General features: G+C 68.2%; 21 protein-coding genes. 7 read left to right on the plus strand and 14 right to left on the minus strand.

Annotation, left to right across the window (positions count from 1 at the left end; translation table 11 throughout):
- Positions 1-9: 9 nt before the first annotated feature.
- The 6 genes from OSH07_RS07665 to OSH07_RS07690 form a co-directional block, all read right to left on the minus strand.
- Entirely contained in the window at positions 10-759 is a 750-nt protein-coding gene (locus OSH07_RS07665) for a proteasome-type protease (protein ID WP_266338021.1), read from the minus strand.
- An 18-nt stretch (positions 760-777) separates the two neighbouring features.
- Positions 778-1617 carry a transglutaminase family protein gene (locus OSH07_RS07670; protein WP_266338022.1) on the minus strand — a complete coding sequence of 280 codons (840 nt, stop codon included), beginning with the start codon at positions 1615-1617 and terminating at the stop codon, positions 778-780.
- A 1-nt stretch (position 1618) separates the two neighbouring features.
- Positions 1619-2554, minus strand: coding sequence for an alpha-E domain-containing protein (locus OSH07_RS07675; RefSeq protein WP_266338023.1), 936 nt, complete (start codon positions 2552-2554; stop codon positions 1619-1621).
- 1 nt (position 2555) lies between these two features.
- Positions 2556-3965 carry a circularly permuted type 2 ATP-grasp protein gene (locus tag OSH07_RS07680; RefSeq protein ID WP_266338024.1) on the minus strand — a complete coding sequence of 470 codons (1410 nt, stop codon included), beginning with the start codon at positions 3963-3965 and terminating at the stop codon, positions 2556-2558.
- Between the two features lie 229 nt (positions 3966-4194).
- Positions 4195-4959, minus strand: a complete 765-nt coding sequence (locus tag OSH07_RS07685; RefSeq protein WP_266338025.1) for an RlmE family RNA methyltransferase — start codon at positions 4957-4959, stop codon at positions 4195-4197.
- Positions 4956-6371, minus strand: a complete 1416-nt coding sequence (locus tag OSH07_RS07690; RefSeq protein ID WP_266338026.1) for a Ppx/GppA phosphatase family protein — start codon at positions 6369-6371, stop codon at positions 4956-4958. The genes OSH07_RS07685 and OSH07_RS07690 overlap by 4 nt, the downstream gene beginning before the upstream one ends.
- A 427-nt stretch (positions 6372-6798) precedes the next feature.
- Here OSH07_RS07690 and OSH07_RS24510 point away from each other — a divergent pair, with 427 nt between their 5' ends.
- The 3 genes from OSH07_RS24510 to acuI all read left to right on the plus strand — a co-directional run bounded on the left by OSH07_RS24510 (position 6799) and on the right by acuI (position 9601).
- Positions 6799-7944, plus strand: coding sequence for a transglycosylase SLT domain-containing protein (locus OSH07_RS24510; RefSeq protein WP_420909604.1), 1146 nt, complete (start codon positions 6799-6801; stop codon positions 7942-7944).
- Between the two features lie 79 nt (positions 7945-8023).
- Entirely contained in the window at positions 8024-8509 is a 486-nt protein-coding gene (locus tag OSH07_RS07700; protein ID WP_266338027.1) for a VOC family protein, read from the plus strand.
- A gap of 105 nt (positions 8510-8614) precedes the next feature.
- Entirely contained in the window at positions 8615-9601 is a 987-nt protein-coding gene (acuI, locus tag OSH07_RS07705) for an acrylyl-CoA reductase (NADPH) (protein ID WP_266338028.1), read from the plus strand.
- Between the two features lie 48 nt (positions 9602-9649).
- Here the strand turns inward: acuI and OSH07_RS07710 are convergent, their stop codons facing one another.
- Positions 9650-10543, minus strand: a complete 894-nt coding sequence (locus OSH07_RS07710) for a LysR family transcriptional regulator (RefSeq protein WP_266338029.1) — start codon at positions 10541-10543, stop codon at positions 9650-9652.
- Positions 10544-10693: 150 nt separating this feature from the next.
- On the opposite strand from OSH07_RS07710, the gene OSH07_RS07715 reads away from it, so the two are divergent.
- From OSH07_RS07715 to OSH07_RS07730, 4 genes are read left to right on the plus strand one after another with little or no spacing between them, the layout of a single operon-like run.
- A complete protein-coding gene (locus OSH07_RS07715) occupies positions 10694-11884 on the plus strand; it encodes an MFS transporter (RefSeq protein WP_266338030.1) in 1191 nt (396 codons plus the stop codon).
- Entirely contained in the window at positions 11881-12351 is a 471-nt protein-coding gene (locus tag OSH07_RS07720) for a cyclophilin-like fold protein (protein ID WP_266338031.1), read from the plus strand. The genes OSH07_RS07715 and OSH07_RS07720 overlap by 4 nt, the downstream gene beginning before the upstream one ends.
- A gap of 26 nt (positions 12352-12377) precedes the next feature.
- On the plus strand, positions 12378-13394 hold the full coding sequence (locus OSH07_RS07725) for a zinc-dependent alcohol dehydrogenase family protein (RefSeq protein ID WP_266338032.1): 1017 nt from the start codon (positions 12378-12380) through the stop codon (positions 13392-13394).
- A gap of 20 nt (positions 13395-13414) precedes the next feature.
- On the plus strand, positions 13415-14617 hold the full coding sequence (locus OSH07_RS07730) for a (R)-mandelonitrile lyase (protein WP_266338033.1): 1203 nt from the start codon (positions 13415-13417) through the stop codon (positions 14615-14617).
- A 27-nt stretch (positions 14618-14644) separates the two neighbouring features.
- Here OSH07_RS07730 and OSH07_RS07735 read toward each other — a convergent pair whose 3' ends face one another.
- From OSH07_RS07735 to OSH07_RS07765, 7 genes are all read right to left on the minus strand, one after another.
- Positions 14645-15376 (minus strand): creatininase family protein, encoded by a 732-nt coding sequence (locus OSH07_RS07735; RefSeq protein WP_266338034.1) that lies wholly within the window; start codon positions 15374-15376, stop codon positions 14645-14647.
- Positions 15377-15381: 5 nt separating this feature from the next.
- The gene (locus tag OSH07_RS07740) at positions 15382-16335 is read right to left on the minus strand and encodes an ABC transporter permease (RefSeq protein WP_266338035.1); all 954 of its coding nucleotides are present in this window, start codon (positions 16333-16335) and stop codon (positions 15382-15384) included.
- Entirely contained in the window at positions 16332-17402 is a 1071-nt protein-coding gene (locus OSH07_RS07745) for an ABC transporter permease (protein WP_266338036.1), read from the minus strand. The genes OSH07_RS07740 and OSH07_RS07745 overlap by 4 nt, the downstream gene beginning before the upstream one ends.
- Positions 17399-18970, minus strand: coding sequence for an ABC transporter ATP-binding protein (locus OSH07_RS07750; protein ID WP_266338037.1), 1572 nt, complete (start codon positions 18968-18970; stop codon positions 17399-17401). The genes OSH07_RS07745 and OSH07_RS07750 overlap by 4 nt, the downstream gene beginning before the upstream one ends.
- A gap of 231 nt (positions 18971-19201) precedes the next feature.
- Positions 19202-20182: a BMP family protein gene (locus OSH07_RS07755; protein ID WP_266338038.1), complete on the minus strand. Its 981-nt coding sequence runs from the start codon at positions 20180-20182 to the stop codon at positions 19202-19204.
- A 126-nt stretch (positions 20183-20308) separates the two neighbouring features.
- Complete coding sequence (locus tag OSH07_RS07760) at positions 20309-22186, minus strand: adenine deaminase (protein ID WP_266338039.1); 1878 nt, start codon at positions 22184-22186, stop codon at positions 20309-20311.
- Between the two features lie 120 nt (positions 22187-22306).
- Positions 22307-22591, minus strand: coding sequence for a hypothetical protein (locus OSH07_RS07765; protein WP_266338040.1), 285 nt, complete (start codon positions 22589-22591; stop codon positions 22307-22309).
- Position 22592: the final 1 nt, after the last annotated feature.

The raw sequence follows: 22592 nt of genomic DNA on the forward strand, positions 1-22592 counted from the left end.
TCGGGCGATTCAGGTCGCGATGCGCGGGATGATGTCCGGCACGCCGGAGAAGGCGCTTCGCAGCGCGGCGCCCCAATGCTGCGAGATCGCCTGGAATTTCGGATCGCCGGCCTCGATCCGCTGCCGCACGTCGAAGCGGTAGCTGTCGCGGCGGATGACGCAGAGGTCGAGCGGCATGCCGACCGAAAGGTTGGAACGCAGCGTCGAGTCCATCGACACGCACACCGCCTTCACCACGTCCTCGAGAGAGGTGGTGGAGGAGACGACGCGATCCAGGATCGGCTTGCCGTATTTGTGCTCGCCGATCTGAAAGTAAACGGTGTCGTCGGTCGCCTCGATGAAGTTGCCGGCGGCATAGACCATGAACAGCCGCAGCCGCCCGCCCTTGCGCTGGCCGGCGACGAGCATCGTCACGTCCGCGCCGGCGCCGTCCGCCTGGATCGACTGGCGATAGCGGTCCTGCAGCCCCTGCATCGCCTCGCCGACCAGTTCGGCGGCATGATAGAGGCTGTCGACGTTCAGGATGGTCTCGATCGTCGGATCCTCAGCCGAGCGCTCGATCGCCTGGTTGATCCGCGTGATCACGCCCTGGGCGATCGAGAGATTGCCCGAGGTCATCATAACGACGGCGCGCTCGCCCGGAACCTCCCAGGTGAACATCTTGGAAAAGCGCGAGAAATTGTCGATCCCGGCATTGGTGCGGGTATCCGACAGCAGCACCAGGCCGGAATTGACGCGCACGGCGACGCAATAGGTCATGTCAGTTCAGGCCCCGGATCACTGCTGTTGCTGCTGGATAGCGTCGACATCGCCATCGCCCCGCGCGATGCGGACATCGGCCACGACCGTGCCGGCATCCCCGCCCGTCACCACGCCGCGCACCGGAGCCGCATCATGGGCGTCGAGCCCGGTGCAGAGCCGGACATAGTGGTCGGTCGGGCACAGGCCGTTGGCGACGTCGAAGCCGACCCAGCCGAGGCCCTCGACAAAGGCCTCCGCCCAGGCGTGCGTCTCGAACCGCTGGTGCTCGGCATCGCCGGCCAGCAGGTAGCCGACGACATAGCGCGACGGAATCCCGCGCGACCGTGCGGCGGAAATGAAGATATGCGCGTGGTCCTGGCAGACGCCGCCTTCGCCAGCGAGCGCGGCGGCGGCCGTCGTCGTGCTATCGGTGACGCCGCTGACATAGGGCAAGGCCTCCTGAACGCGGGCCGACAGGGCATGCAGGCCGGAAAGCGTGTCGCCCCCCGGCTCCAGTTCCCCGCCGAGCGCACGGATCGCCGCGTCGGCGAGCGTCAGCGGCGTGTCGCGCAGGAAGACGCCGGTCGGGCAGGCCCGGCGCAGGCCGGCGACGATGCCGGCGCGATCCTCCGTCTCGACCCGGCCCCAGGCCAGGATCTCGAGCTCGGTGCGCTGTCCCTGCGACAGCCATTGGGCGCTCCGCTCGCCATAGCCGCCGACAATGGAGCGCTCGATCTCCTTGCCGTCGACGCTGACGTGCCAGTCGATCACGCGCTGGCCGTCGAAGCTCTGCGGGAACAGCCGAAGCCGCAGCGCCACGCTGGTGGCACCGAGGGGGTACTGCATCTGGGTGAGGTGGCGAACAACAAGCAGCATGTCAGTTAAAATGGTAGGCCTGCGCGATCTCGCGCGACAGCCGGTTGGTGACGCTGAGGGCGGTCTGCACGAACTCGTGCAGGCCCTCTTCGAAGATCTCGCCGTTCTCGCGATCGCGCAATTCGGAGCGCACCATGGCGACGGTGTCGTGCGGCGGCTTGTTGCCGCCATGCGCATCGGCCAGGCGTTCGAGATGCCAGCCGATCTGGCCGAAGCAGAACGCCACGGAGCGCGGGAACTGCCGGTTCAGGATCAGGAGGTCGGCGATCCGCCACGGCGTGTAGCTGCCCCCGCCATAAACATGGAGATAGGCCCGCGCCGCCGACAGGGCGTGCAGCACCGAGGTCCACTGATAGTGGTCCCGCCCGCCGCCGACGACCGAGGTCTCCGGCAGCAGCACGTAATATTTGACGTCGAGCAGGCGCAGCGTCATCTCGGCCCGTTCCAGCGCGCCGCCGATGCGCAGGAAGTCGTGCCCCTCGTTGCGAAGCTGGCCCGTCTCGGCCGCGCCGCGGAAGGTCGAGGCGCGGGTCTTCACCCAGTCGAGCAGTTCCGGCAGGTCGCGGCGGGCGCGGGCGGTGTCGTAGCTCTCCAGCCGGCGCCAGTCGTCGTTCAGCGCCTCCCACATGTCCTGCGTCAGCGCGGTGCGGACGGCGCGGCCATTGCCGCGCGCCCGCATCATGCAGGAGCGGATCGAGGAAGGGTTGGTATCGTCGAGCAGCAGAAGGCGGACGATGTCCGCCTCGGAGACGCTGCGGCCGCCCTCGATCAGCGCGTCGCAGCCCGTGACGCGCAGCACGGAGCGCCATTCCTCGCGGTGGATCGGTCCCGGCAGGATGGTCATGCGCTGACCCATCTGGATCAGGCGGGCGGTGCTTTCGGCCCGCTCGATGTAGCGGGCCATCCAGAAGATGTTCTCGGCGGTACGACTCAGCATGTCAGTCTTCCAGCACCCATGTGTCCTTGACGCCGCCGCCCTGGGAGGAATTGACCACCAGGGATCCTTCGGTGAGGGCGACGCGCGTGAGCCCGCCGGGCGACAGCCGCATCTCCTTGCCGACCAGGCAATAGGGCCGGAAGTCGACATGACGCGGGACGATACCCTTCGCGCCCAGCACGGGCGCGGTGGAAAGCGCCAGCGTCGGCTGGGCGATGAACTCGGACGGATTGGCACGGATGCGCGCGGCATAGGCGTCGATCTCGGCGCGGGTCGAGCGCGGGCCGATCAGCATGCCGTAGCCGCCTGAGCCGTGCACTTCCTTGGCGACCAGTTCGTCGAGATGCTCCAGCACATAGGCGCATTCGTCCGGCACTGCGCAGCGCCAGGTCGGCACGTTGTGCAGGATCGGCTGCTCCGAGAGGTAGAAGCGGATCATGTCCGGCACGAACATGTAGATCGCCTTGTCGTCGGCGATGCCCGCGCCCGGGGCTGAACAAAGCGTCACGCCGCCGGCGCGATAGGCACCGAACAGCCCCGGCACGCCGAGCAGGGAATCCGGCCGGAAGGTCAGGGGATCGATGTAGTCGTCATCGATCCGGCGATAGATGACGTCGACCCGCTTCGGCCCGTGCGTCGTCTTCATCCAGACCCGATCGTCGTCGACATAAAGGTCCATCGGCTCGACCAGCTCGACGCCCATCATGTCGGCGAGGAAGCTGTGCTCGTAATAGGCCGAATTGAACGAGCCCGGCGTCAGCACCACCACGGTCGGGTCACCGCCGGCGCCGGCCGGCGCCACTTCCTTCAGCGTCTCCAGCAGGTCGTTCGGATAGCTGTCGACCGGCGCGATGCGGACCGAGCCGAACAGTTCCGGGAACATGCGCTGCATCGTCTCGCGGTTTTCGAGCATGTAGCTGACGCCGGAAGGCGTGCGGCAATTGTCCTCGAGCACCTGGAAGCCGCCCTCGGCGGTGCGGATGATGTCGATGCCGACGATGTGGCTGTAGACCCGGCCCGGCGGATCGAAGCCGATCATCTCCGGCTCGAAGGCGCGGTTGCGGTAGATCAGGTCGGCCGGGACGATGCCGGCGCGGATGATCTCGCCGCGATGATAGACGTCATAGAGGAAGGCGTTGAGGGCCCGCGCCCGCTGGCGGATGCCGCGGTCGAGGGTGCGCCATTCGTCGGCGGCGAAGATGCGGGGAAGAAGGTCGAAGGGAATGAGTCGCTCCGGATCGCCGCCCTCGCCATAGACCGCGAAGGTGATGCCGATCCGGCGGAAGATGGTCTCGGCTTCCTTCAGCCGGCCCCTCAATCCCTCGATCCCGACCTCGTCGACCCAGCGCTGCACTTCGGTATAGCAGGGGCGTACTACACCAGACGCATCGGTCATCTCGAAGAGGGCCATTCGGTCTCCTTGTTCTGCATAGAACCGTAGCCAAGCGCTGCTCGACAACGATGCAAGCACCATACCAAGGAGATGGCAATCGCGATGTTCGCAACCAGGCGTCGCAGGCCGCGCGCCCGCCTACCGGCGGGCACCCGGACGGGCGCTCGCCGCCGCGCCGCACAAATGAAAAACGCGATCCAACGGCTTGCCGGATCGCGCTTTTTTTCTCGGGATGATTGTGCGGGCGTTAAGGCCGCCAGCCGCTTTCGTCCTCGCCGCCCTCGGCGGCTGCCGCCGTTTCCGGCGCGGCCTTGCGACCCTTGAAGCCCTTGGCGAGCAGGAACAGCTCGACCGAACCGGCGCGGCTCGCCGGCGGCTTGATGTGATAGACGGAGGCGAAGTTTTGCTTCAGCTGCGTCAGCACCGTGTTTTCTGCACCGCCACGGAACACCTTGGTCAAAAAGTGACCACCGGGCTTGAGCACATTGAGTGCAAAATCGACAGCGACCTCGCAAAGATAGATCGTCCGCAGGTGATCGGTCTTCTGATGACCGGTCGTCGGCGCCGCCATGTCGGACATGACGACGTCGGCAAGTCCACCCAGCGCCTGCTCCAGCAGAGCCGGCGCATCCTCGTCCAGGAAATCCTTCTGGAACAGGATGACGCCCGGAAGCTCGTCCATTTCCAGATAGTCGATCGCGACCACCCGCTTGTCCTCGTCGGTCGAGCCGACGCGCTCGATCGCAACCTGCGACCAGCCGCCCGGCGCGGCGCCGAGGTCGACCACGCGCATGCCCGGCGCGAGGATGTGGTGCTTGTCGTCGATCTCGATCAGCTTGTAGGCGGCGCGCGAGCGATAGCCCTCTCGCTTCGAGCGCGCGACATAGGGGTCGTTCAGCTGCCTCTCCAGCCAGCGTTGCGACGAGGCCGTGCGGCCGCGCGAAGTCTTGACGCGGACCGTGAGCTCGCGCCCGCCCGATCCCCTGCCCGAATTGTTCTTGGTGCCGGTCATGACGGCCTTCCGTTCTGCCGATGCGGCGAGCGGCGCCAGACGCCGTCCTCCGCCATCATTTCCACCAGAATACCTTCCCGCAAGCCACGATCGGCCACCCGCAGCCGCTGGCAGGGCCAACGCCGGCGGATCGCCTCGAGAATGGCACAGCCCGCCAGCACGAGATCCGCCCTTTCCTTGCCGATGCAGGGATTGGCGATCCGCGCGGCATAGTCCATGCCGGTCAGCGTATTCATCATCAGATTGACTTCGTCGCCCGTCATCCAGGTGCCGTCGACCCGGCGCCGGTCATAGCGCTCCAGGCCGAGATGGACGCCGGCGAGCGTCGTCACCGTGCCGGACGTGCCAAGCATATGGAGATTGCCCGCCGCCACCGCATGGTCGAGCGCTTCCGCCTCCGGGAAGTCGCGCAGCATGTCGGTCACTTCCACGACCATCGCCTCGAACACTTCCGGCGTCACCAGCTCGCCGCCATGCCGCTCGCTCAGCGTCACGACGCCGACCGGCAGTGACGCCCAGGTGCGGATGCGGTCCGACATGCGCCGCCGCCTGGCCTCGGCAGGGCGCGTCAGGTCGATCCAGACCAACTCGGACGAACCGCCGCCAATATCGAACAAAAGCGCGCCGTTCGAGTTCGGGTCGATCAGCGAGGCGCAACCCGAGACGGCGAGCCTCGCCTCCGTCTCGCGCGAGACGATCTCCAGCGACAGGCCGGTCTCGCTGCGCACACGCTCCAGGAAGATCGCGCCATTCTCGGCAGAGCGGCAGGCCTCGGTCGCGATCAGCCGCGCGCGGGCGACGCCGCGATCAGCGAGCTTCGAGCGGCAGATGCGCAGCGCCTCGACGGCGCGGTCCATCGCCGCCTCACCGAGGCGGCCGCTGCGGCCGACGCCCTCGCCGAGCCGCACGATGCGCGAAAACGCATCGACGACGCGAAACCCGCGTTCGCGCGGCTGCGCGATCAGCAGGCGGCAATTATTGGTGCCGAGATCGAGTGCGGCATAGAGCGTGTCGGTCGGCGCGGGCTCCTCGGCGCGCGAACGCGCGTCAGGCCTGCCTGGCCGTGCATCCTGCCCAGACGGCCCCTGATGCGGATGTGCGCCATTGTGCCCCTGCGCATGGTGCTGCGGGCGGGAGGCGTGGCCGGCGGGGCGCGCCGCTCCCGACCGTCCAGGACGGCCCGCCGACGTCGGCTGCGTCCGCGCCGCCGGACCGCGATCGCTGGAATCCGACCGCAGGGCCTCCGCCGGCTTGCCGCCATTCCTGGCGTCCGGCTTCTGCCCGGATGCATAGACCGGCCCGCGCTTCTTGCGCCGCCTGCCCTTCTTCTTGCCTGGATGTCCTGGGCCATTGCCACCCTGTGGCTGGCCAGAACCATCGGCGGTCCCGACATGGTTCCGTGGCGTGGCCACGGAATCCCTGACGGGCGCACCGGAATCCGCGATCCGCGGATCCTCGCCCGAGATTGTCACATCAAATCCTTTGGCCGCGCGGACACAGGGCAAATAGGCCCGGCGCGCAGCTCATCGCGTGCCTTGTTGGGACCAAGTGTAGCAGCAAGCGGCGGCGGCACAAGCGCGCGCCGGCAATGAGCTTCGCCCCAAATGGGGCAAAAGCGCCCGGATCGCAGGATCCGGTCCCGGCAACCATCATGATTAACAGAATAATCCGGCTTCTTGGAAAAGCCACAAATCACCGTTCTTTCAACACATGTGCGGCGGCGCCATGCGTCGGTTCGCGCGCATTTCGGCAGGTGACTTGCCTCATCGGCCTTCGCGTGAGAGTCTTATTGAACGATTAACCAGGCTTGGAGCCTCCTTGATCCGACCCTTGCTCCCGATGCGCCGACGATCTGGCCGCACCTCCCCCGCCGTCCGCGGCTGGAAACGCGCCGTCCTCGCGCTGCTCGTCTGTGTCGGAATTCCCGCCGCGGCGCTCGCCGACAGCACCACGTCGCGGGACGCCATCGAGGCCCGCATCGCCTACTACGCCAAGACCTACGGCCTGCCGGTCGATCTGCTGCGCAAGGTGGTCCGCACCGAGAGCACCTTCAATCCGGGCGCGCGAAACGGTCCCTATTGGGGCCTGATGCAGATCCGGCACGACACGGCCAAGGGCATCGGCTTCGAGGGACCGGCCTCCGGCCTGCTCGACGCAGAAACCAACCTGATCTATGGCGGCGCCTATCTCGCCAACGCCTATATCGTCGCCGGCGGCAACTCGGCCCGCGCGCACGCCCTCTACAAGAACGGCTATTACTACGAGGCCAAGCGCAAGCGCCTGCTCTCGAAACTGATCCGCGTGCCAATGGGCGAGACGCCGGTGCTGGTCGCCGGCAAGCTCACGACGCGGCCCTCCAACGAGACGATGCTGGCGCTCGCGACACCCGCGCCGGCGCCCGTCGCCGACAAGGCCGCGACGCCGAAGCTGGTCCTCGCCGAGGGCGCCAAGCCGGAAGCCGCGGCGGCCGAGCCGACGGCCGCCATCGTGGCCAGCGCCGAGGACGCCATCGCGCCGAAGCCGCTCCGGCGGCCCGTCGTGGCGCAGCCCGTGGTCGAGATGGCCGAGATGGTCATGCCGATCCTGCCACGCCACAAGCCGGCGCTGCCCGTTCAGGCAGTCGATGCCGTTGCGACGGTCGAGCCGATCAAGGGCCCGGTCCGCGGCCTGGTCTACGCCACCGCGCTGGTGTCGCCGCCGACGGGCACCGTCGCCGATTTCGCCGAAAGCACGATTGCCCGGCCGGAGCTGGCGCTGGCCAGCGCCTCCTCGTCGCGCTTCGCCAAGGATGCGACCGCCCTCGCCTTCGCCGCGCCGGTCGCCTCGTCCCGCTTCCCCTCGGCGCAGCGGCTTCCCGCCTCGATCCGCGTTGCCTCGACCGACGACGGCATCCGCTCGGATGCGGCGCCCTGCTGCAAGGTCGGCGCCGTTTCGGTCGCCGAGGCGCCGCTGCCGCGCCCTCGTCCCGGCCATCGGGTCGATTGATCCGCGCCGCTTGACCCTGCACAACCCCCAAGCCTAGCTTGACGCAGGGAGATGCGCGTCAAGAAGGGGGAGGCACGGGATGCGAAGCTTCAAGGAAGGCGGCACCATGCAGGTCGCCTATGTCGTCCGCGATCTCGAAGCGGCGATGAAGCGCCATTGGGACACGTTCGGCATCGGCCCGTGGGACATCTACCAGTTCGAGCCCGGCAAGGTTCAGAACTACATCTATCGCGGCAAGCCGGCCACCCACACCTGCCTGATCGCAGTCACCTGGAGCGGCGACACCCAGCTCGAGCTGATGCAGCCGCTGACCGGCTACAGCATCTATGATGAACACCTCGAGAAGCACGGCGAAGGCCTGCACCACATCAAGCTGTTCTATGCCGATTGCGCGAAGGCGGTCGAGAACTTCACCCGCCAGGGATATCCGGTGATCCAGAGCGGCCGGATCGACGAGGATGAGCACTACTATCTCGATACGGAAAAGGACTTCGGCTACGTGATCGAGCTCGGCAATGCCGGCCGGATCCGAGCCGCCGAACGCGTTTATCCGCCCACGGCCTAGTTCTCCGGGCCAGAGGTCCTGGCGGGTAAAAAGCTAAGGTCCCCTTGCGATCCGATGCGAAAGCCGCCACCTGTCCGTGGCAACAGCCATGCATCGGAGCGAGCAATGACTTTCAACGGCCTCTGGGCAACCAAGACGGACGACGCAATATCGGTCGCCCTCGCCCGCCTCGAAGACGACCAGTTGATGGACGGAGACGTCACCGTCGCAGTCGACTATTCGACCGTCAACTACAAGGACGGCCTCGCGGTCACCGGCAAAGGCGCCATCATCCGCAAGTTCCCGCTGATCCCCGGCATCGATTTTGCCGGCACGGTCGAGAGCTCCCGCAATCCCGGCTTCAAGCCCGGCGACCGCGTCGTGCTGAACGGCTTCGAATTGAGCATGACGCATCATGGCGGCTATGCGCAGCGCGCCCGCGTTCCGGCCGAATGGCTGGTGAAGCTGCCGGATTCGATTTCCGCCAAGGACGCGATGGCGATCGGAACCGCCGGCTACACGGCGATGCTGAGCGTGCTGGCGCTAGAGCATGGCGGCATCACGCCGGATCGCGGCCCGGTGCTGGTGACGGGCGCTTCCGGCGGCGTCGGGTCGATCTCGGTCGCGCTGTTGTCGAAGCTCGGCTACCGCGTCATCGCCTCGACCGGACGCGTCCAGGAGGCGGACTATCTGAAGCGCCTCGGCGCCGCCGAGATCATCGACCGCGCGTCGCTGTCGGAGCCGGGCGCGCCGATCGCCAAGCCGAAATGGGCCGGCGCCATCGACAGCTGCGGCGGCCACACCCTCGCCAACGTGCTGGCCCAGACCGACTATCGCGGCACGGTTACGGCCTGCGGCCTCGCCGACAGCATGGAGTTGCCCGGCTCGATGGCGCCGTTCATCCTGCGCAACGTCACGCTCGCCGGCATCGACTCGGTCAACGCGCCGCAATCCGTCCGCAGCGTCGCCTGGACCCGCCTCGCGACCGACCTCGACCTCGGCAAGCTGGAGACGACGGTGCAGGAGATCGGCCTCGCCGAGGTGCCGCAGGTCGCGGCCGCCATCCTCGAAGGCAAGGTGCGCGGCCGCACGCTGGTCGACGTCAACCGCTGACTTCGGCGCGCCGCCCGCATCGCCGCGGCGGCGCGTCCTTCCCTGCCATCACCTGGCGCTATAGCGCAGCGCGTTGACGATGACCTTGAACGCTTCCGAGTTCTGCCGGCTGCTCGGAAAATAGAGGTAGTAGCCGGCGAATGGCGGCGACCAATCGTCGAGGACGATCTGCAGGCGCCCAGCCGCGACATGCTCGTCGACAAGATCCTCCGGCACGTATGCGATGCCGTAACCGGCCAGAGCGGCATCGACCATCGGCAGCGTGGTGTTGAAGCGCAGCTGGCCCTCGACGCGCATGCGCATGTCCCGCCCGTCCTTCTCGAATTCCCAGGCGTAGAAGCCGCCGCCGGACGTCAGCCGCAACATCATGCAATTGTGCGAGACGAGGTCCTGCGGCGTGAGCGGCACGCCGCGCTCGGCGAAATAGCGGGGCGAGCCGATGGCGACCAGCCGCCAGTCGGGGCCGATCCGCACCGCCACCATGTCCTTCTCGACGGTTTCGCCGAGCCGCACGCCGGCATCGAACCCATCCTCGACGATGTTGCGCAGTCCGTTATCACGGCTGAACTCGACACGGATGTCGGGATAGTCGAGCAGCAGCGGCCTCAGTTTCGGCCAGATGAGCTTTTCGAGCGCATGGTCCGAAACGGTGATGCGCACAGTGCCCGACGGCCTGTCCCGGTCATCGGTCAGCGCGGCGATGTCGGTTTCGATCGCGGCGATGCGCGGCGCCAGCGACTGGCGCAAGCGCTCGCCGGCTTCCGTTGTGGAGACGCTGCGCGTCGTCCGCGCCAGCAGACGCAGTCCCATCCGCGTCTCGAGGCGCTTGATGGTGTGGCTCAGTGTCGATTGCGTGATCCCGATCTTGGCCGCTGCCCTCGTGAAGCTGCGCTCTTCGGCGACGACCAGGAACCACAGCAGATCGTTGAAATTGTCGCGCACGGGTTCGCTCCGCTGTTGGTCCGGCCGGCATCAATTTATGGCCTATATCGATAAGTTCAAACGAGGCTTTCCGTCTAATCACAGCAATTGCATCCGACTATGTTGCACGCAATAGCGCCGCCTGCGCGGCGGTTTTCGCGTGGTGGATGGATGACGACGACCTATGACAGCGAACTGATCGAACCTCGGGCGGCCTGGGGCGCGGTATTCTCGATGGCGCTTTGCGTCGCAGTTCTGCTCACCTCGGAATTCATGCCGGTGAGCCTGCTGACGCCGATCGCCGGCGACCTGGGCATCAGCGAAGGCCGCGCCGGCCAGGCGATTTCGGTTTCCGGCATCTTCGCCGTCGTCACCAGCCTGTTCATCGCCGGGCTGGTCCGGCGGATCGACCGGAAGCTCGTCCTGCTCTCCTTTTCGGCCCTGCTGGTCGTCTCCGGCCTGATCGTCACCTTCGCGCCCGGCTATGCCGTGCTGATGGTCGGCCGCGCCCTGCTCGGCATCGCCATCGGCGGCTTCTGGTCGATGTCCACGGCGATCGTCATGCGCCTGGTGCCCGAGGATGCGGTGCCGAAGGGCCTGGCCATGATCAACGCCGGCAACGCTATCGCCGCGACGATCGCGGCGCCGCTCGGCAGCCTCCTCGGCCAACATGTCGGCTGGCGCGGCGCGTTCTTCCTCGTCGTTCCGCTGGCCCTGCTCGCCCTCGTCTGGCAGTGGATCGGCATGCCGGCGCTGCCGCCGGCCGGCGCGAGGCGATCGAGCAACGTGTTCGGATTGCTGCGGCGCCGCCAGGTGGCGCTCGGCATGTCGGCGATCTTCCTGTTCTTCATGGGCCAGTTTTCGCTGTTCACCTATCTGCGGCCGTTCCTCGAGACCGTTACGGGCGTCAGCATTCCGGCGCTCTCGGCGATGCTCCTCCTGATGGGGCTCGCCGGCGTAGTCGGAACCTGGGCCATCGGCCGGCTGCTGGGCGCACGGCTCTACAGCATCGTCATCGCCATTCCGCTCGTGATGGCGCTCGTCGCGACGGCGCTGATCGCCTTCGGTTCCACGCCCGCCGCCGTCGCGATCCTGCTGGTCGGCTGGGGCTTCTTCGGCACCGCCGCGCCGGTCGGCTGGGGCACATGGCTGAGCCGCGCCCTGCGCGACGACGCCGAGGCCGGCGGCGGCCTGCAGGTCGCCGTCATCCAGTTCGCCATCACGCTGGGCGCCGCCCTCGGCGGCCTGCTGTTCGACGCGCAGGGATGGTGGAGCCCGTTCGCGCTTGCCGCCGGGCTGCTGCTCGCCTCCGCCGTCGTCGCCACCGTCGCCGCGCTCGATACCCGGCAGGCCGCCCGATGAGATCGCCAGCCCCCAACCGTCGAGCCCTGCTGAAGGCCTGCCTGCTCGCGGCTGCGCCCTTGGCGCTTGCCGGAACGACGCCGGGGGCCGCACAAGGCCAAGGATCCCTTGCCATGAAGATACGGATTTCGTTCGGCGATCGGGACCTGGCGGCGACGCTGGAGGACAACCCGTCCGCGCGCGATTTCGCGACGCTGCTGCCGCTCCGCGACCTTTCGATCGACGACTACGCCAACAACGAAAAGATCAGCTACCTGCCGCGCAGGCTGACGGAGGATGGCAGCGGTCCGTTCGGCGACGAGCGACCCGGCGACCTCTGCTACTACGCGCCCTGGGGCAATCTCGCCTTCTTCTACGCCGGCTATCGCTGGTCGCGCGGGCTGATCCGGCTCGGCCGCATCGACGGCGGCTTCGAGCCGTTGCGGACACGCGGAAAATTCCCCCTCCGCATCGAACCCCTTTCCTGATCCCCATCCTGCCAGAGGAGCTTTCCATGCTCGGAACCGTTCTCCACGCCCCCGGCGACATCCGCTGCGAAGAGGTCGAGGATCCGCAGATCCTCCATCCCACCGACGCCATCATCAAGCTGTCGGCCAGTTGCATCTGCGGCTCGGATCTGTGGCCCTATCGCGGGCTGCAGCCGATGAACCAGCCCATGCATATGGGCCACGAATATTGCGGCGTCGTGGTCGAGGTCGGCAGCGCCGTCCGCACCGTGAAGCCGGGGCAGTTCGTCGTCGGCTCCTTCTGCCTTTCCGACAACACCTGCCCGCATTGCCGCTTCGGCTTCCAGTCGTCCTGCGAGCAGCGCGAATTCATGAGCCGAGCCCAGGCCCCCTATGCGCGGGTGCCGCTCGCCGACGGCACGCTGGTCGCCACGCCGGAAATGCCCGCCGATGACCTGATCCCGAGCCTGCTCGCGGCATCCGACGTTCTCGGCACGGGCTGGTACGCCGCCGACGCGGCGCGCGTGCAGCCGGGATCGACGGCCGTGGTCGTGGGCGACGGCGCGGTCGGCCTGATGGGCGTGCTCGCCGCCAAGCAGATGGGCGCCGACCGCATCATCGCCATGAGCCGGCACAAGACGCGGCAGGACCTGGCGCTGGAATTCGGCGCCACCGACATCGTCTCCGAACGTGGCGATGCCGGCGTGGCGCGGGTCAAGGAACTGACCGGCAATGTCGGCGCGGAATCGGTGCTCGAATGCGTCGGCACGCAGGAATCGATGACCCAGGCCATGAACTGCGCCCGGCCCGGCGGCAATATCGGCTTCGTCGGCGTGCCGCATGGCGTCCAGCTCGACGGCCAGGGCCTGTTCTTCGCCCAGAAGAGCCTGCTCGGCGGTCCCGCGCCGGTGCGGCGCTTCCTGCCGCACCTGATGGATCTGGTGCTGAAGCGGGAGATCAATCCCGGCAGGGTCTTCGATTTGACCGTGCCGCTCGAGGACGTCGCCGAGGGCTATCGCGCCATGGACGAGCGTCGCGCCATCAAGACGCTGCTCCGCGTCTAGTCCGAGACCGAAGTTCCGCCATGAAGAACATCGCAGCATCCATCGCCATCTCGACCCTGGCCGCAACCGGGGTCGAGGCCAGGGAGGATACCATGACCCGCATCGCACCCGCCGCCGTCTACGAGGTCGCCCCCGGCCTCGGCCAGTTCACCGACGAGGTCCTGTTCGGCGACGTCTGGAAGCGCGGCGAACTGGCGCCGCGCGACCGCAGCCTGGTCACCGTCGCGGCGCTGGTCTCGACCGGCCGGACGGCGCAGATCGGCGCCCATGTCGGCCGCGCGCTCGACAACGGCGTCCAGCCGGGGGAGATCGGCGAGCTGATCACCCATCTCGCCTTCTATTCCGGCTGGCCCAACGCGATGTCGGCCGTCGCCGAGACGAAGAAGGTCTTCGACGAGCGCAAGATCGGCCCCGTCGCCGACAGCGACGCCGCCCGCATCGAACTGGAGGCCGCCGCCGAAGCGGCGCGCACCGCCACCGTCGACGCCAATGTCGCCCCGACCGCGCCGATCCTGGCCGAGCTCACCAACCGCGTGCTGTTCGGCGATCTCTGGCGGCGGCCCGACCTGTCGGCGCGCGATCGCAGCCTCGTCACCATGGCGGCGCTCATCGCCATCGGGCAGCCCGAGCAGCTTCCCTTCCACGCCAATCGCGCCATGGACAACGGCCTGACGCGCGCCGAGGCCGCCGAAGTGCCGGCCCATCTCGGCTTCTATGCCGGCTGGCCGCGCGCCATGTCGGCGGTGCCGGTGCTGCAGAAGGTGTTTGCCGCCCGCGAGGAGAAGGCCGCCGAGCCGCCCGCAGCCGAGCTGCAGATCGTCCGCGCCGATCCGAATGGCGGCGATGCCGGGCCGGAGGCCTATTTCAGCGGCCAGGTCCGCGTCGCCACCCGCTACCAGGGCGACGCGCCGGCGCGGATCAGCGGCGCGACCGTTTCCTTCGCCGCCGGCGCCCGCACGGCCTGGCACACCCATCCGCTCGGGCAGACGCTCTATATCGTCTCCGGGAAGGGCTGGGTTCAGAAGGAAGGCGGGCCGATCGAGGAGGTCCGTCCCGGCGACGTCGTCTGGATTCCGCCGCAACTGCGCCACTGGCACGGGGCGAGCGCCACCGAGCCGATGGTGCATTTCGCGGTGGCCGAGGCGCAGGACGGCAATGTCGTGACCTGGCTGGAAAAGGTCACCGACGAACAATACCGCGCGGGCCCGGTCGCCGCGCGATAGGGCCGTGACGGCGGGAGATCGCGGTCCCTAGCCGAGCTTGGCCAGGAACAGCCGGATCAGGCGGACGCTCTCTTCGGCGATGCCGGCGATGAGCGTCTCGCCCTTTTCCGCCGTTGACGGGCGCGGGTCGCCGAAGACGCCGGACTTGTTGAACGTATCGAGGCCCATCGGCTCCAGCCCGAAGGTTTCGGGGAATACAGGATACTCCGCCGCCGCCTTGTCCATGCGGACGAGCTGCGGCTCTAGCGCCAGCACCATCGAGGTCTCGACCTCGTCGGCGTGATAGAAGGTCGGCGCAGCCGGCTCGCTGTCGCAGATCTTCGAGGCGATCGCCTCCATGCCGGGATAATCGAGATACATGACCGGGAAGCCGGCCTCGACCTTCAGCGCCTGCGCGGCCTGCGTGATCGCGACGCGGTTGCCGAAATGGCCGTTGACGATGATCAGCGCCTTCACGCCCATCCGCTTCAGGCCGTGGCCGATATCGAGGAAGATCGCCCGCATCGTATCGGACGACAGCGACAACGTGCCGGCGAAGCCCTCATTGTTCCAGGCGTCGCCATAGGCGATCGGCGGCAGCAGCAGGCCGTCGATCTCGGCGGCGATCCGCCGGGCAACACCCTGCGCCATGATCGTGTCGGTCGAAAGCGGCAGGTGCGCGCCATGCTGCTCCAGCGCGCCGACCGCCAGCACCGCGACCGCGCCCTTTGCGAGCGCTTCCTTCACCTCCGGCGAGGTGGCGGCATGAAGATCGAGCATGGCAATCAGTCTCCGGAGCGGCCGCGCCGGAACGGCACGCCGAGCGCGGCGGGTGCGCCGCCGCGTCCGACGAAGCCTGCCAGCACGATGATGGTGAGGACATAGGGCAGCATCAGCATGAACTGGAACGGCACGCCGGTCGGCAGCAGCTGCGCTCGAAGCTGCAGCGCATCGGCCGCGCCGAAGAGGAGCGCCGCCAGCAGCACGCCGACGGGATGGCGGCGGCCGAGGATCAGGATCGCCAGCGCGATATAGCCGCGTCCCGCCGTCATGTTGTCGATGAAGATGCCGGTCGCCGACAGCGACAGGAAGGCGCCGCCGAGGCCGGCGAGCGCGCCCGAGATGGCGACGGCGAGATAGCGGATGCGATAGACGTCGAGGCCGAGCGTCTCGGCCGCTTCCGGATGTTCGCCAACGGCGCGGATGTTGAGGCCGAGCCGGGTCTTCGCCATCACCACCCAGGCGACGACGACGAGGCCGAGCGCGACATAGGCGAGAAGATCCTGCCGGAACAGCAGCGGCCCGACGATCGGGATATTGGCCAGCGCGCCAAGATCGAGCGGCGGGAAGGCGTCGATGCGCGGGCTCTGCGTGCCGGAGCCGAAGATCAGCCGGTAGAAGAAGGCAGTGACGCCCACCGCGAGCAGGTTCATGGCGATGCCGACGACGACCTGGTTGGCGCCGAGCGTGATCGTGTAGAAGCCGAGGATCAGGCCGAAGACGATGCCGGCAAGGATCGCCGCCACGACGCCGATGGCGAGGCTGCCGGACAGGAAGGCGGCGACGAAGCCGACGAAGGCGCCGATCAGCATCGCGCCCTCGAGGCCGATGTTCAGCACGCCGGAGCGCTCGGAGAACATCCCGCCCAGCGCCGCCAGCAGGATCGGAATGGCGAGCCGCATCGAGGCCGCGAGGAAGCCGGCGAGCACGGGATCGGTGAGGAAGGCGAGCGCGTTCATCGAGCGCCTCCCTTCGCGAGCCTAGCCCGCAGCATGGCGAGCGCCGGGCGGCCGAGCAGGAACAGCACGACGAGGCCCTGGATCACGGTGGTGAGCGTGCCCGGCACGCCGGCCGCCGATTCCATCGTCGTGGCGCCAATCTGCAGCGCCGCGAACAGGAAGGCGGCGGCGAGCACGCCGAACGGGTTGGTCTGGCCGAGCAGCGCGATGATGATCGCCGTGTAGCCGAAGCCGGGCGACAGGTTCTCGATCATCCGCCGCTGCACGCCGGATACCTCGGCGAAGCCCGCGAGACCCGCCAGAGCGCCGCAGATCAGGAAGCCGAACAGGATCGTGCCGCGCACGTTCATGCCGGCGTTCAGCGCCGCGCGCGGATTGAGCCCGACGACGCGCAGGCGGAATCCGTTGGTGCGCTTCCAGAGGAAGAGATGGGCGAGGATGACGGCGATGACGACGATCAGGATGCCGGCATGCAGCCGCGTGCCGGAGAGTAGCACCGGCAGGCGCGCATCGGCGGTCAGGCGCGCCGTCTGCGCCAATGCCGCGTTCGGATCGCGCAGCGGCCCGTGCAGCAGAAAGCCGACGAGATGGATCGCAACATAGTTGAGCATGATCGTGGTGATCAGCTCGTCGGCGCGGAAGCGCAGCTTCAGCCAGGCGGCGAGGCCGGACCAGAGCGCGCCGGCCAGCATGGCGGCAAGCGCCATCGCCGGCAGCAGGACGATGCCCGGCAGCCCCGCCCCCGCGACGCCCATGGCCGCCGCCGCCGTGCCGCCGAGGAAGAGCTGGCCCTCGGCGCCGACATTGAACACGCCGGCGCGGAAGGCGAGCGCGATGCCGAGGCCGCAGAGCGAAAGCGGCACGGTGCGCAGCAGCGTTTCGGCCAGTCCGTTGCGGCTGCCGAGCGCCGCCTCGAACAGCGCCGAATAGGCGGTCAACGGATTGACGCCGACGGCGGCGATCAGCGCCGCGCCGACGACGAAGGCGGCGAGAACCGCGAAGACGCTGCCGGCAAGCGCCGGCGGTAGCCTGAACCTCGAGGCGGGCATCGGTTCGACCGCGCTCATGCCGTTCGTCCCGCCATCATCAAGCCCAGCTTCTCCACGGTCACGTCGGCGCGGGCGAGTTCGCCCATGATCGCGCCCTTGAACATCACGACGATGCGGTCCGACAGCGCCAGGATCTCGTCGAGCTCCGTCGAGATCAGCAGCACGCCGGCGCCGGCGGCGCGGCGCGCCAGCAATTGCCGGTGCACGAAGGCGGTCGCGCCGACATCGAGCCCGCGCACCGGCTGCACCGCGACGACGAGGTTCGGCGCGCGCGACAGCGCCCGGCCGAGCACCACCTTCTGCTGGTTGCCGCCCGAGAGCGTGCCGACCTTCTGACTCGCGCCGGTTGCCCGCACGTCGAAGGCGGCCATGATGCGGCGCGCATTGTCGGCGATGGCGCGGCGGTCGAGCCAGCCGCGCTTCGAGAGCGGCGGCTCGACCGCCTGCTCCAGGATGAGATTGTCCTCGATCGACATCGGCCCGACGATCGCCGTGCGGTGCCGGTCCTCCGGGATATGCGCCAGGCCGAGCGCGATGCGGCGCGCCACGGAGGCCGCCGTCACGTCCTCGCCCATCAGCCGGATCGCGCCGGCCTCGACGCGGCTCAGGCCGACGATCGCCTCCGCCAGTTCCTGCTGGCCGTTGCCGTCGACGCCAGCGACGCCGACGATCTCGCCCGGCCGCACGGCGAGGCTGGCGCCATCGACCCGCACCGCGCCGCGGACATCGCGACAGACGAGGCTTTCGACGGCGAGGATCGGCGTCGCCGCCGCCCGCGCCGGCCTGCCCATGGCATCGGGCTCGGTGCCGGCCGCTTCCAGCGAGGGAACGTCCTCCAGCTTCGGCAGCTCGATCTCGGAGCCGACCATCATGCGCGCGAGGCCGCGCGCGTCGGTGTCGGCCGTCTTCGCCGTCGCGACCACCCGCCCCTGCCGCAGCACGGTGACGCCGGAGGTGAGCGCCATCACCTCGTTCAGCTTGTGGCTGATGAAGAGGATCGCAGTGCCCTCGGCCGCCAGCGAGCGCAGGATGCGGAACAGGCCCTCCGTCTCCTGCGGCGTCAGCACGGCGGTCGGCTCGTCGAGGATGAGGATGCGGGCGCCGCGATAGAGCGCCTTCAGGATCTCGACGCGCTGCTGGCCGGCGATCGAGAGATCGGCGACGCGCGCATTCGGATCGACATCGAGGCCATAGGTCGTGGCGAGGTCGCGGATCTTCGCCGCCGCGGTCTTCAGGTCCGGGAAGACGCGGCCGGTCGAGGCGAGGCCGAGGCAGACATTCTCCGCCACCGTCAGCGTCGGCACGAGCATGAAGTGCTGGTGCACCATGCCGATGCCAAGCCGCATCGCCTCATGCGCCGAGCCGAGAGGCTCCAGCCTGCCATCGATGCGGATCTCGCCCGCCGCCGGCACGAGCAGGCCGGCGAGCGCGCGCATCAGCGTCGACTTGCCGGCGCCATTCTCGCCGAGCAGCGCATGGATCTCGCCCCGGTCGACCACCAGGTTGACGTCGTCATTGGCGACGAGCGGCCCGAACACGACGCGGATGCCGCGCATGTCGAGGAGTGGCGTGGAGGATGGTGGCAATTCGGTCCTCTCACCGTCTGGTGGGACGGGAAGCGTAGAAAGGTCTTCGTGGGGGAGGCAGAGTCGGCCCCACAAAACTCCGTCATCCCTGCGAAGGCAGGGATCCATGCAGCCGAACCGTCGCCGCCTTAGGCGCGGTCAGCGACGGCTGAGTGGATCCCGGGTCAAGCCCGGGATGACGGCAAGTGCGTCGTGGCGGCCGGACGTAAGCCCGGCCGCCGAAAGCAAGAATTACTCGGCGTTCGAGGTGTCGAGCGGCACGGTGAAGGCGCCGGACTTGATCGCGTCGAACTTCGCCTGGACGGCCTTCAGGACCTCCGGCGGGACATTGGCGTCGAGGCCGTGGAAGTCGGCGAGCTTCACCGAGCCCTCGGCGATGCCATAGGCCCAGTTCTCGCTCTTCCAGCTCTTGTCCTCGACCGCCTTGCCGACAGCGGTGACGAGCGGGCCGAGATCCCAGAGCACGCTGGTCAGCACGACCTTCGGGCCGAGATGGTTCTGGTCGGTCATGGCGCCGAGCGCGAAGACGTTCTTGGCGATGGCGGCGTCGATGACGCCGACGCCCTGGGCGGAGAGCACGTCGGCGCCCTGCTCGACCTGGGCGATGGCGGCTTCCTTGGCCTTCGGCGGGTCGAACCACGAGCCGATGAAGGTGTGCAGCACCTTGGCGTCCGGCACCATCTCCTTCGCGCCGGCTTCATAGGCGTGCAGGTTGGCGAGCATGTTCGGCGCCGGCATGCCGCCGACCCAGCCGATCGTCTTCGACTTCGACGCGCCCGCGCCGAGCATGCCGGCGAGATAGGCGCCCTGGTAGTCCGGGTTGGAATAGGTGCCGAGATTGGGCGCCAGTTCCTTGGCCGTGCCGGCCATGAAGACAGTGTCCGGGAAATCTTCGGCGACGTTCAGCGCCGCGTCGCCGAACGAGAAAGAATGAGCGAAGACGAGGCCGTAGCCGCGCGAGGCATAGTCGCGCAGGATGCGCTCGGCGTCGGCGTCGGTGACGTTCTCGGAATAGGCGACTTCGGCGCCGAGCGCCTTGGCGGCCGCCTGCAGGCCGTTATAGCCGACCGAATTCCAGTCATTATCGCTGATCGGGCCCGGCAGGATCATGGCGATCTTCAGGCCGTCCGCCTCGGCCACGGACATGCCGCCGACGGCGATCGGCAGCGCAACCGCCGCGACGCGAATTCCCTGCTTCAGTCTCTCAAACATGTCGTTCCTCTTTCCCTGCTGCGGGCCAGGCGCCCATTCGGTCGAATGCTCTAATCCAAGCACAAATTTTAGCCAGCCTAAATCGCAGGCTTTAACAGCCTCAAATCGTGCCGCCTGCCGGCATGGTTACCAGACGACCGGATGGGTCGCGCCGGTCGCCACGTTGACGAAGCCTTCCGGCGCCAGCGGCGACGGCGCCACCAGCACCCAGCGCCAGGGCGCGCAGGTGAGCGTGGCGAAGGAGAGCCGCTCCGGGAAGCCCGGCCACCAGCGCGGCGAGAAGGTCGGCTCGTACATCCAGTCGATCTTCGCCCCCTCGACATAGAGCGCCTGCATCTCGGCATCGAGCACTTCGGCCGGCCGCGCTGTCATCAGCCCGCCGACCTCGTAGAAGACGCGCGCCACGACCTTGCCGCCGGAGACCAGAACCCAGCCGCCCTGCTGCGCCGCCAGTTCGTTGGCGACCATCGCCATCGCCTCGTCCGAGGAGCCGACGACCCAGATGTTGTGCTTGTCATGGCCGAGCGTCGCACCGAGCGCCGTATCCGGCGTGCGCGGCCCCGTGCCGAGCCAGAACATCTTCGACACCTTCGCCTCGCCGGAGAAGCGGTCGACGATGGCGAACTTGGTGACGTTGCGCTCGAAGTCGCGCTGCACCGCGCCGTCCTCGACCGGAAGCTCCATGGTGATGAAGTCGTCATGCCAGTGGAACGGCCGCAGCAGCGCCGCCTGGGCGGTGGCGCCCTCTCCCGGCGCCGGAATGCGGAAATCCGCCGCCGTGACGGTGCGGTCGATCTTCACCGTCCGCGTCGCCCATTCCGGCCAGTCGATTTTTGGTAGCTCGCCGACGAAGCTGGAGCCTTCCGAGGCCGGCCGGCCATCGGCCCAGACCTTGGCAATCTTGAGCGAGGCGACATCTTCCAGCAGCACGATGTCGGCGAAACGGCCCGGTGCGATCGAGCCGACCCAGGGCGTCAGCCGCATGTGGCGGGCCGGATTGATGGTGACGCACTGGATGGCGATCTCCGGCGACAGGCCATTCTCGATCGCGAGCCGCATGTTGTAGTCGGTCGCGCCCAGCTTCAGCGTATCGGTGGCGCTGCGGTCGTCGGTGACGAAGGCGATCTGCGACCAGTCGGAAAGGCCCTTGGCGATCAGGCCCTTGATGATGTCAGGCAGCGAATGCGGGCGCAGCTCGACGAACAGGCCGTGCGTCAGCTTCTCCCAGACCTCCTCCAGGAACCAGCCCTCGTGGTCCGACGCCATGCCGGCGGCGGCGAAGGCGTTGATCGACGAAAGGTCGCGCAGGCCGGCGGCATGGCCCTCGACGACGCCGCGCTTCTCGAAGGTGGCGCGGATCATGCCCCAGAGCCGGTCATAGGACGGGTTTTCCGGGTTCCAGACCGAAGGCCAGTCCATCACCTCGTCGAGACCCGCCACCATCAGGCTCTCGCTCAGGAACTGCTTCTGCTCGTCATAGCCGAAATAGCCGCCGCCCCACTCATAAGCGGTCGGCGGCACGGCCGAGCCCGGCAGCGGGAAGATCTTCATCGGCGAGCCGCGCCGGCGCGCCTCCAGCCAGAATTCGAGATTGTTGGCGCCGTTGACGTTGGAAAATTCGTGGCTGGCCTCGCAGACCCAGGTGACGCCATGCGGCATCACCAGCGCCGCCTCGTATTCCGGCGTCAGGTGCGAGCTCTCGATGTGCTTGTGCGCCTCGCCGAAGCCCGGCACGGCGGCAAGATCCGGCTCGTGCACGCGTGTCGCCGCCTCGCCGGTCCAGGAACCCGCCGGGCCGACATAGGCGATGCGGCGTCCCTTGATGACGATCTCCTGGTCGACTGCCCAGGTGCGCGAATGCACGTCGAGCAGCCGGCCGACGCGCAGCACGCGGTCGGCCGGGCGCTTGCCGAGCGCCACCAGCGTCAGGTCCTGGCGGATCGCGATCTCATCGGTGGCGTCGATCAGGAGATCGGCGGGAAGCTGTGCTGCGGGGGATGCCATCGGTCTGCGCCTGCGAGGATATTTCGGAGGGCCGCAGAGGTAGAAGCGTGGCACCGCGCTGTAAAGCGCTTCGGCGCGCCAAGCTGCCGACTTCTTGGGCGCCGCCGCCGCAAAGGCGTTCTAGGGCACCCCCTCCCTGCTAGCCCAGGCCTGCGCCAGATCGTCCTCGCTCAGATCGTCCATGGCGCTGTGCAGGGCGAGCTTGAAGGGCGGCGCCTCGGCGGGGACGACGAGGATCACCGTCTCGCGCGGCGGGCAGTTGGGTCGCGAGCAGGCGAGCTCGTGCACCAGCACCCGCGTCGCCGCGTCGAGGCCGAGCGCCGCGCGGGTCCAGTCCTTGATCCGGGCCGCGGCCTCGGCGCGCCGGGCGGCATCGCGCGGCGCGAACGGGTTGAACAGGCGCAAG

This window comes from Kaistia nematophila (genome assembly GCF_026343855.1).
In the GTDB taxonomy this organism is placed as follows: domain Bacteria; phylum Pseudomonadota; class Alphaproteobacteria; order Rhizobiales; family Kaistiaceae; genus Kaistia; species Kaistia nematophila.

What these genes read in the sequence shown, in the direction of transcription:
- OSH07_RS07665 (WP_266338021.1), bottom strand. Translation starts at nt 759, where the DNA reads ATGACCTATTGCGTCGCCGTGCGCGTCAATTCCGGCCTGGTGCTGCTG.
- OSH07_RS07670 (WP_266338022.1), bottom strand. Translation starts at nt 1,617, where the DNA reads ATGCTGCTTGTTGTTCGCCACCTCACCCAGATGCAGTACCCCCTCGGT.
- OSH07_RS07675 (WP_266338023.1), bottom strand. Translation starts at nt 2,554, where the DNA reads ATGCTGAGTCGTACCGCCGAGAACATCTTCTGGATGGCCCGCTACATC.
- OSH07_RS07680 (WP_266338024.1), bottom strand. Translation starts at nt 3,965, where the DNA reads ATGGCCCTCTTCGAGATGACCGATGCGTCTGGTGTAGTACGCCCCTGC.
- OSH07_RS07685 (WP_266338025.1), bottom strand. Translation starts at nt 4,959, where the DNA reads ATGACCGGCACCAAGAACAATTCGGGCAGGGGATCGGGCGGGCGCGAG.
- OSH07_RS24510 (WP_420909604.1), top strand. Translation starts at nt 6,799, where the DNA reads ATGCGCCGACGATCTGGCCGCACCTCCCCCGCCGTCCGCGGCTGGAAA.
- OSH07_RS07700 (WP_266338027.1), top strand. Translation starts at nt 8,024, where the DNA reads ATGCGAAGCTTCAAGGAAGGCGGCACCATGCAGGTCGCCTATGTCGTC.
- acuI (WP_266338028.1), top strand. Translation starts at nt 8,615, where the DNA reads ATGACTTTCAACGGCCTCTGGGCAACCAAGACGGACGACGCAATATCG.
- OSH07_RS07715 (WP_266338030.1), top strand. Translation starts at nt 10,694, where the DNA reads ATGACGACGACCTATGACAGCGAACTGATCGAACCTCGGGCGGCCTGG.
- OSH07_RS07720 (WP_266338031.1), top strand. Translation starts at nt 11,881, where the DNA reads ATGAGATCGCCAGCCCCCAACCGTCGAGCCCTGCTGAAGGCCTGCCTG.
- OSH07_RS07725 (WP_266338032.1), top strand. Translation starts at nt 12,378, where the DNA reads ATGCTCGGAACCGTTCTCCACGCCCCCGGCGACATCCGCTGCGAAGAG.
- OSH07_RS07730 (WP_266338033.1), top strand. Translation starts at nt 13,415, where the DNA reads ATGAAGAACATCGCAGCATCCATCGCCATCTCGACCCTGGCCGCAACC.
- OSH07_RS07735 (WP_266338034.1), bottom strand. Translation starts at nt 15,376, where the DNA reads ATGCTCGATCTTCATGCCGCCACCTCGCCGGAGGTGAAGGAAGCGCTC.
- OSH07_RS07740 (WP_266338035.1), bottom strand. Translation starts at nt 16,335, where the DNA reads ATGAACGCGCTCGCCTTCCTCACCGATCCCGTGCTCGCCGGCTTCCTC.
- OSH07_RS07745 (WP_266338036.1), bottom strand. Translation starts at nt 17,402, where the DNA reads ATGAGCGCGGTCGAACCGATGCCCGCCTCGAGGTTCAGGCTACCGCCG.
- OSH07_RS07755 (WP_266338038.1), bottom strand. Translation starts at nt 20,182, where the DNA reads ATGTTTGAGAGACTGAAGCAGGGAATTCGCGTCGCGGCGGTTGCGCTG.
- OSH07_RS07760 (WP_266338039.1), bottom strand. Translation starts at nt 22,186, where the DNA reads ATGGCATCCCCCGCAGCACAGCTTCCCGCCGATCTCCTGATCGACGCC.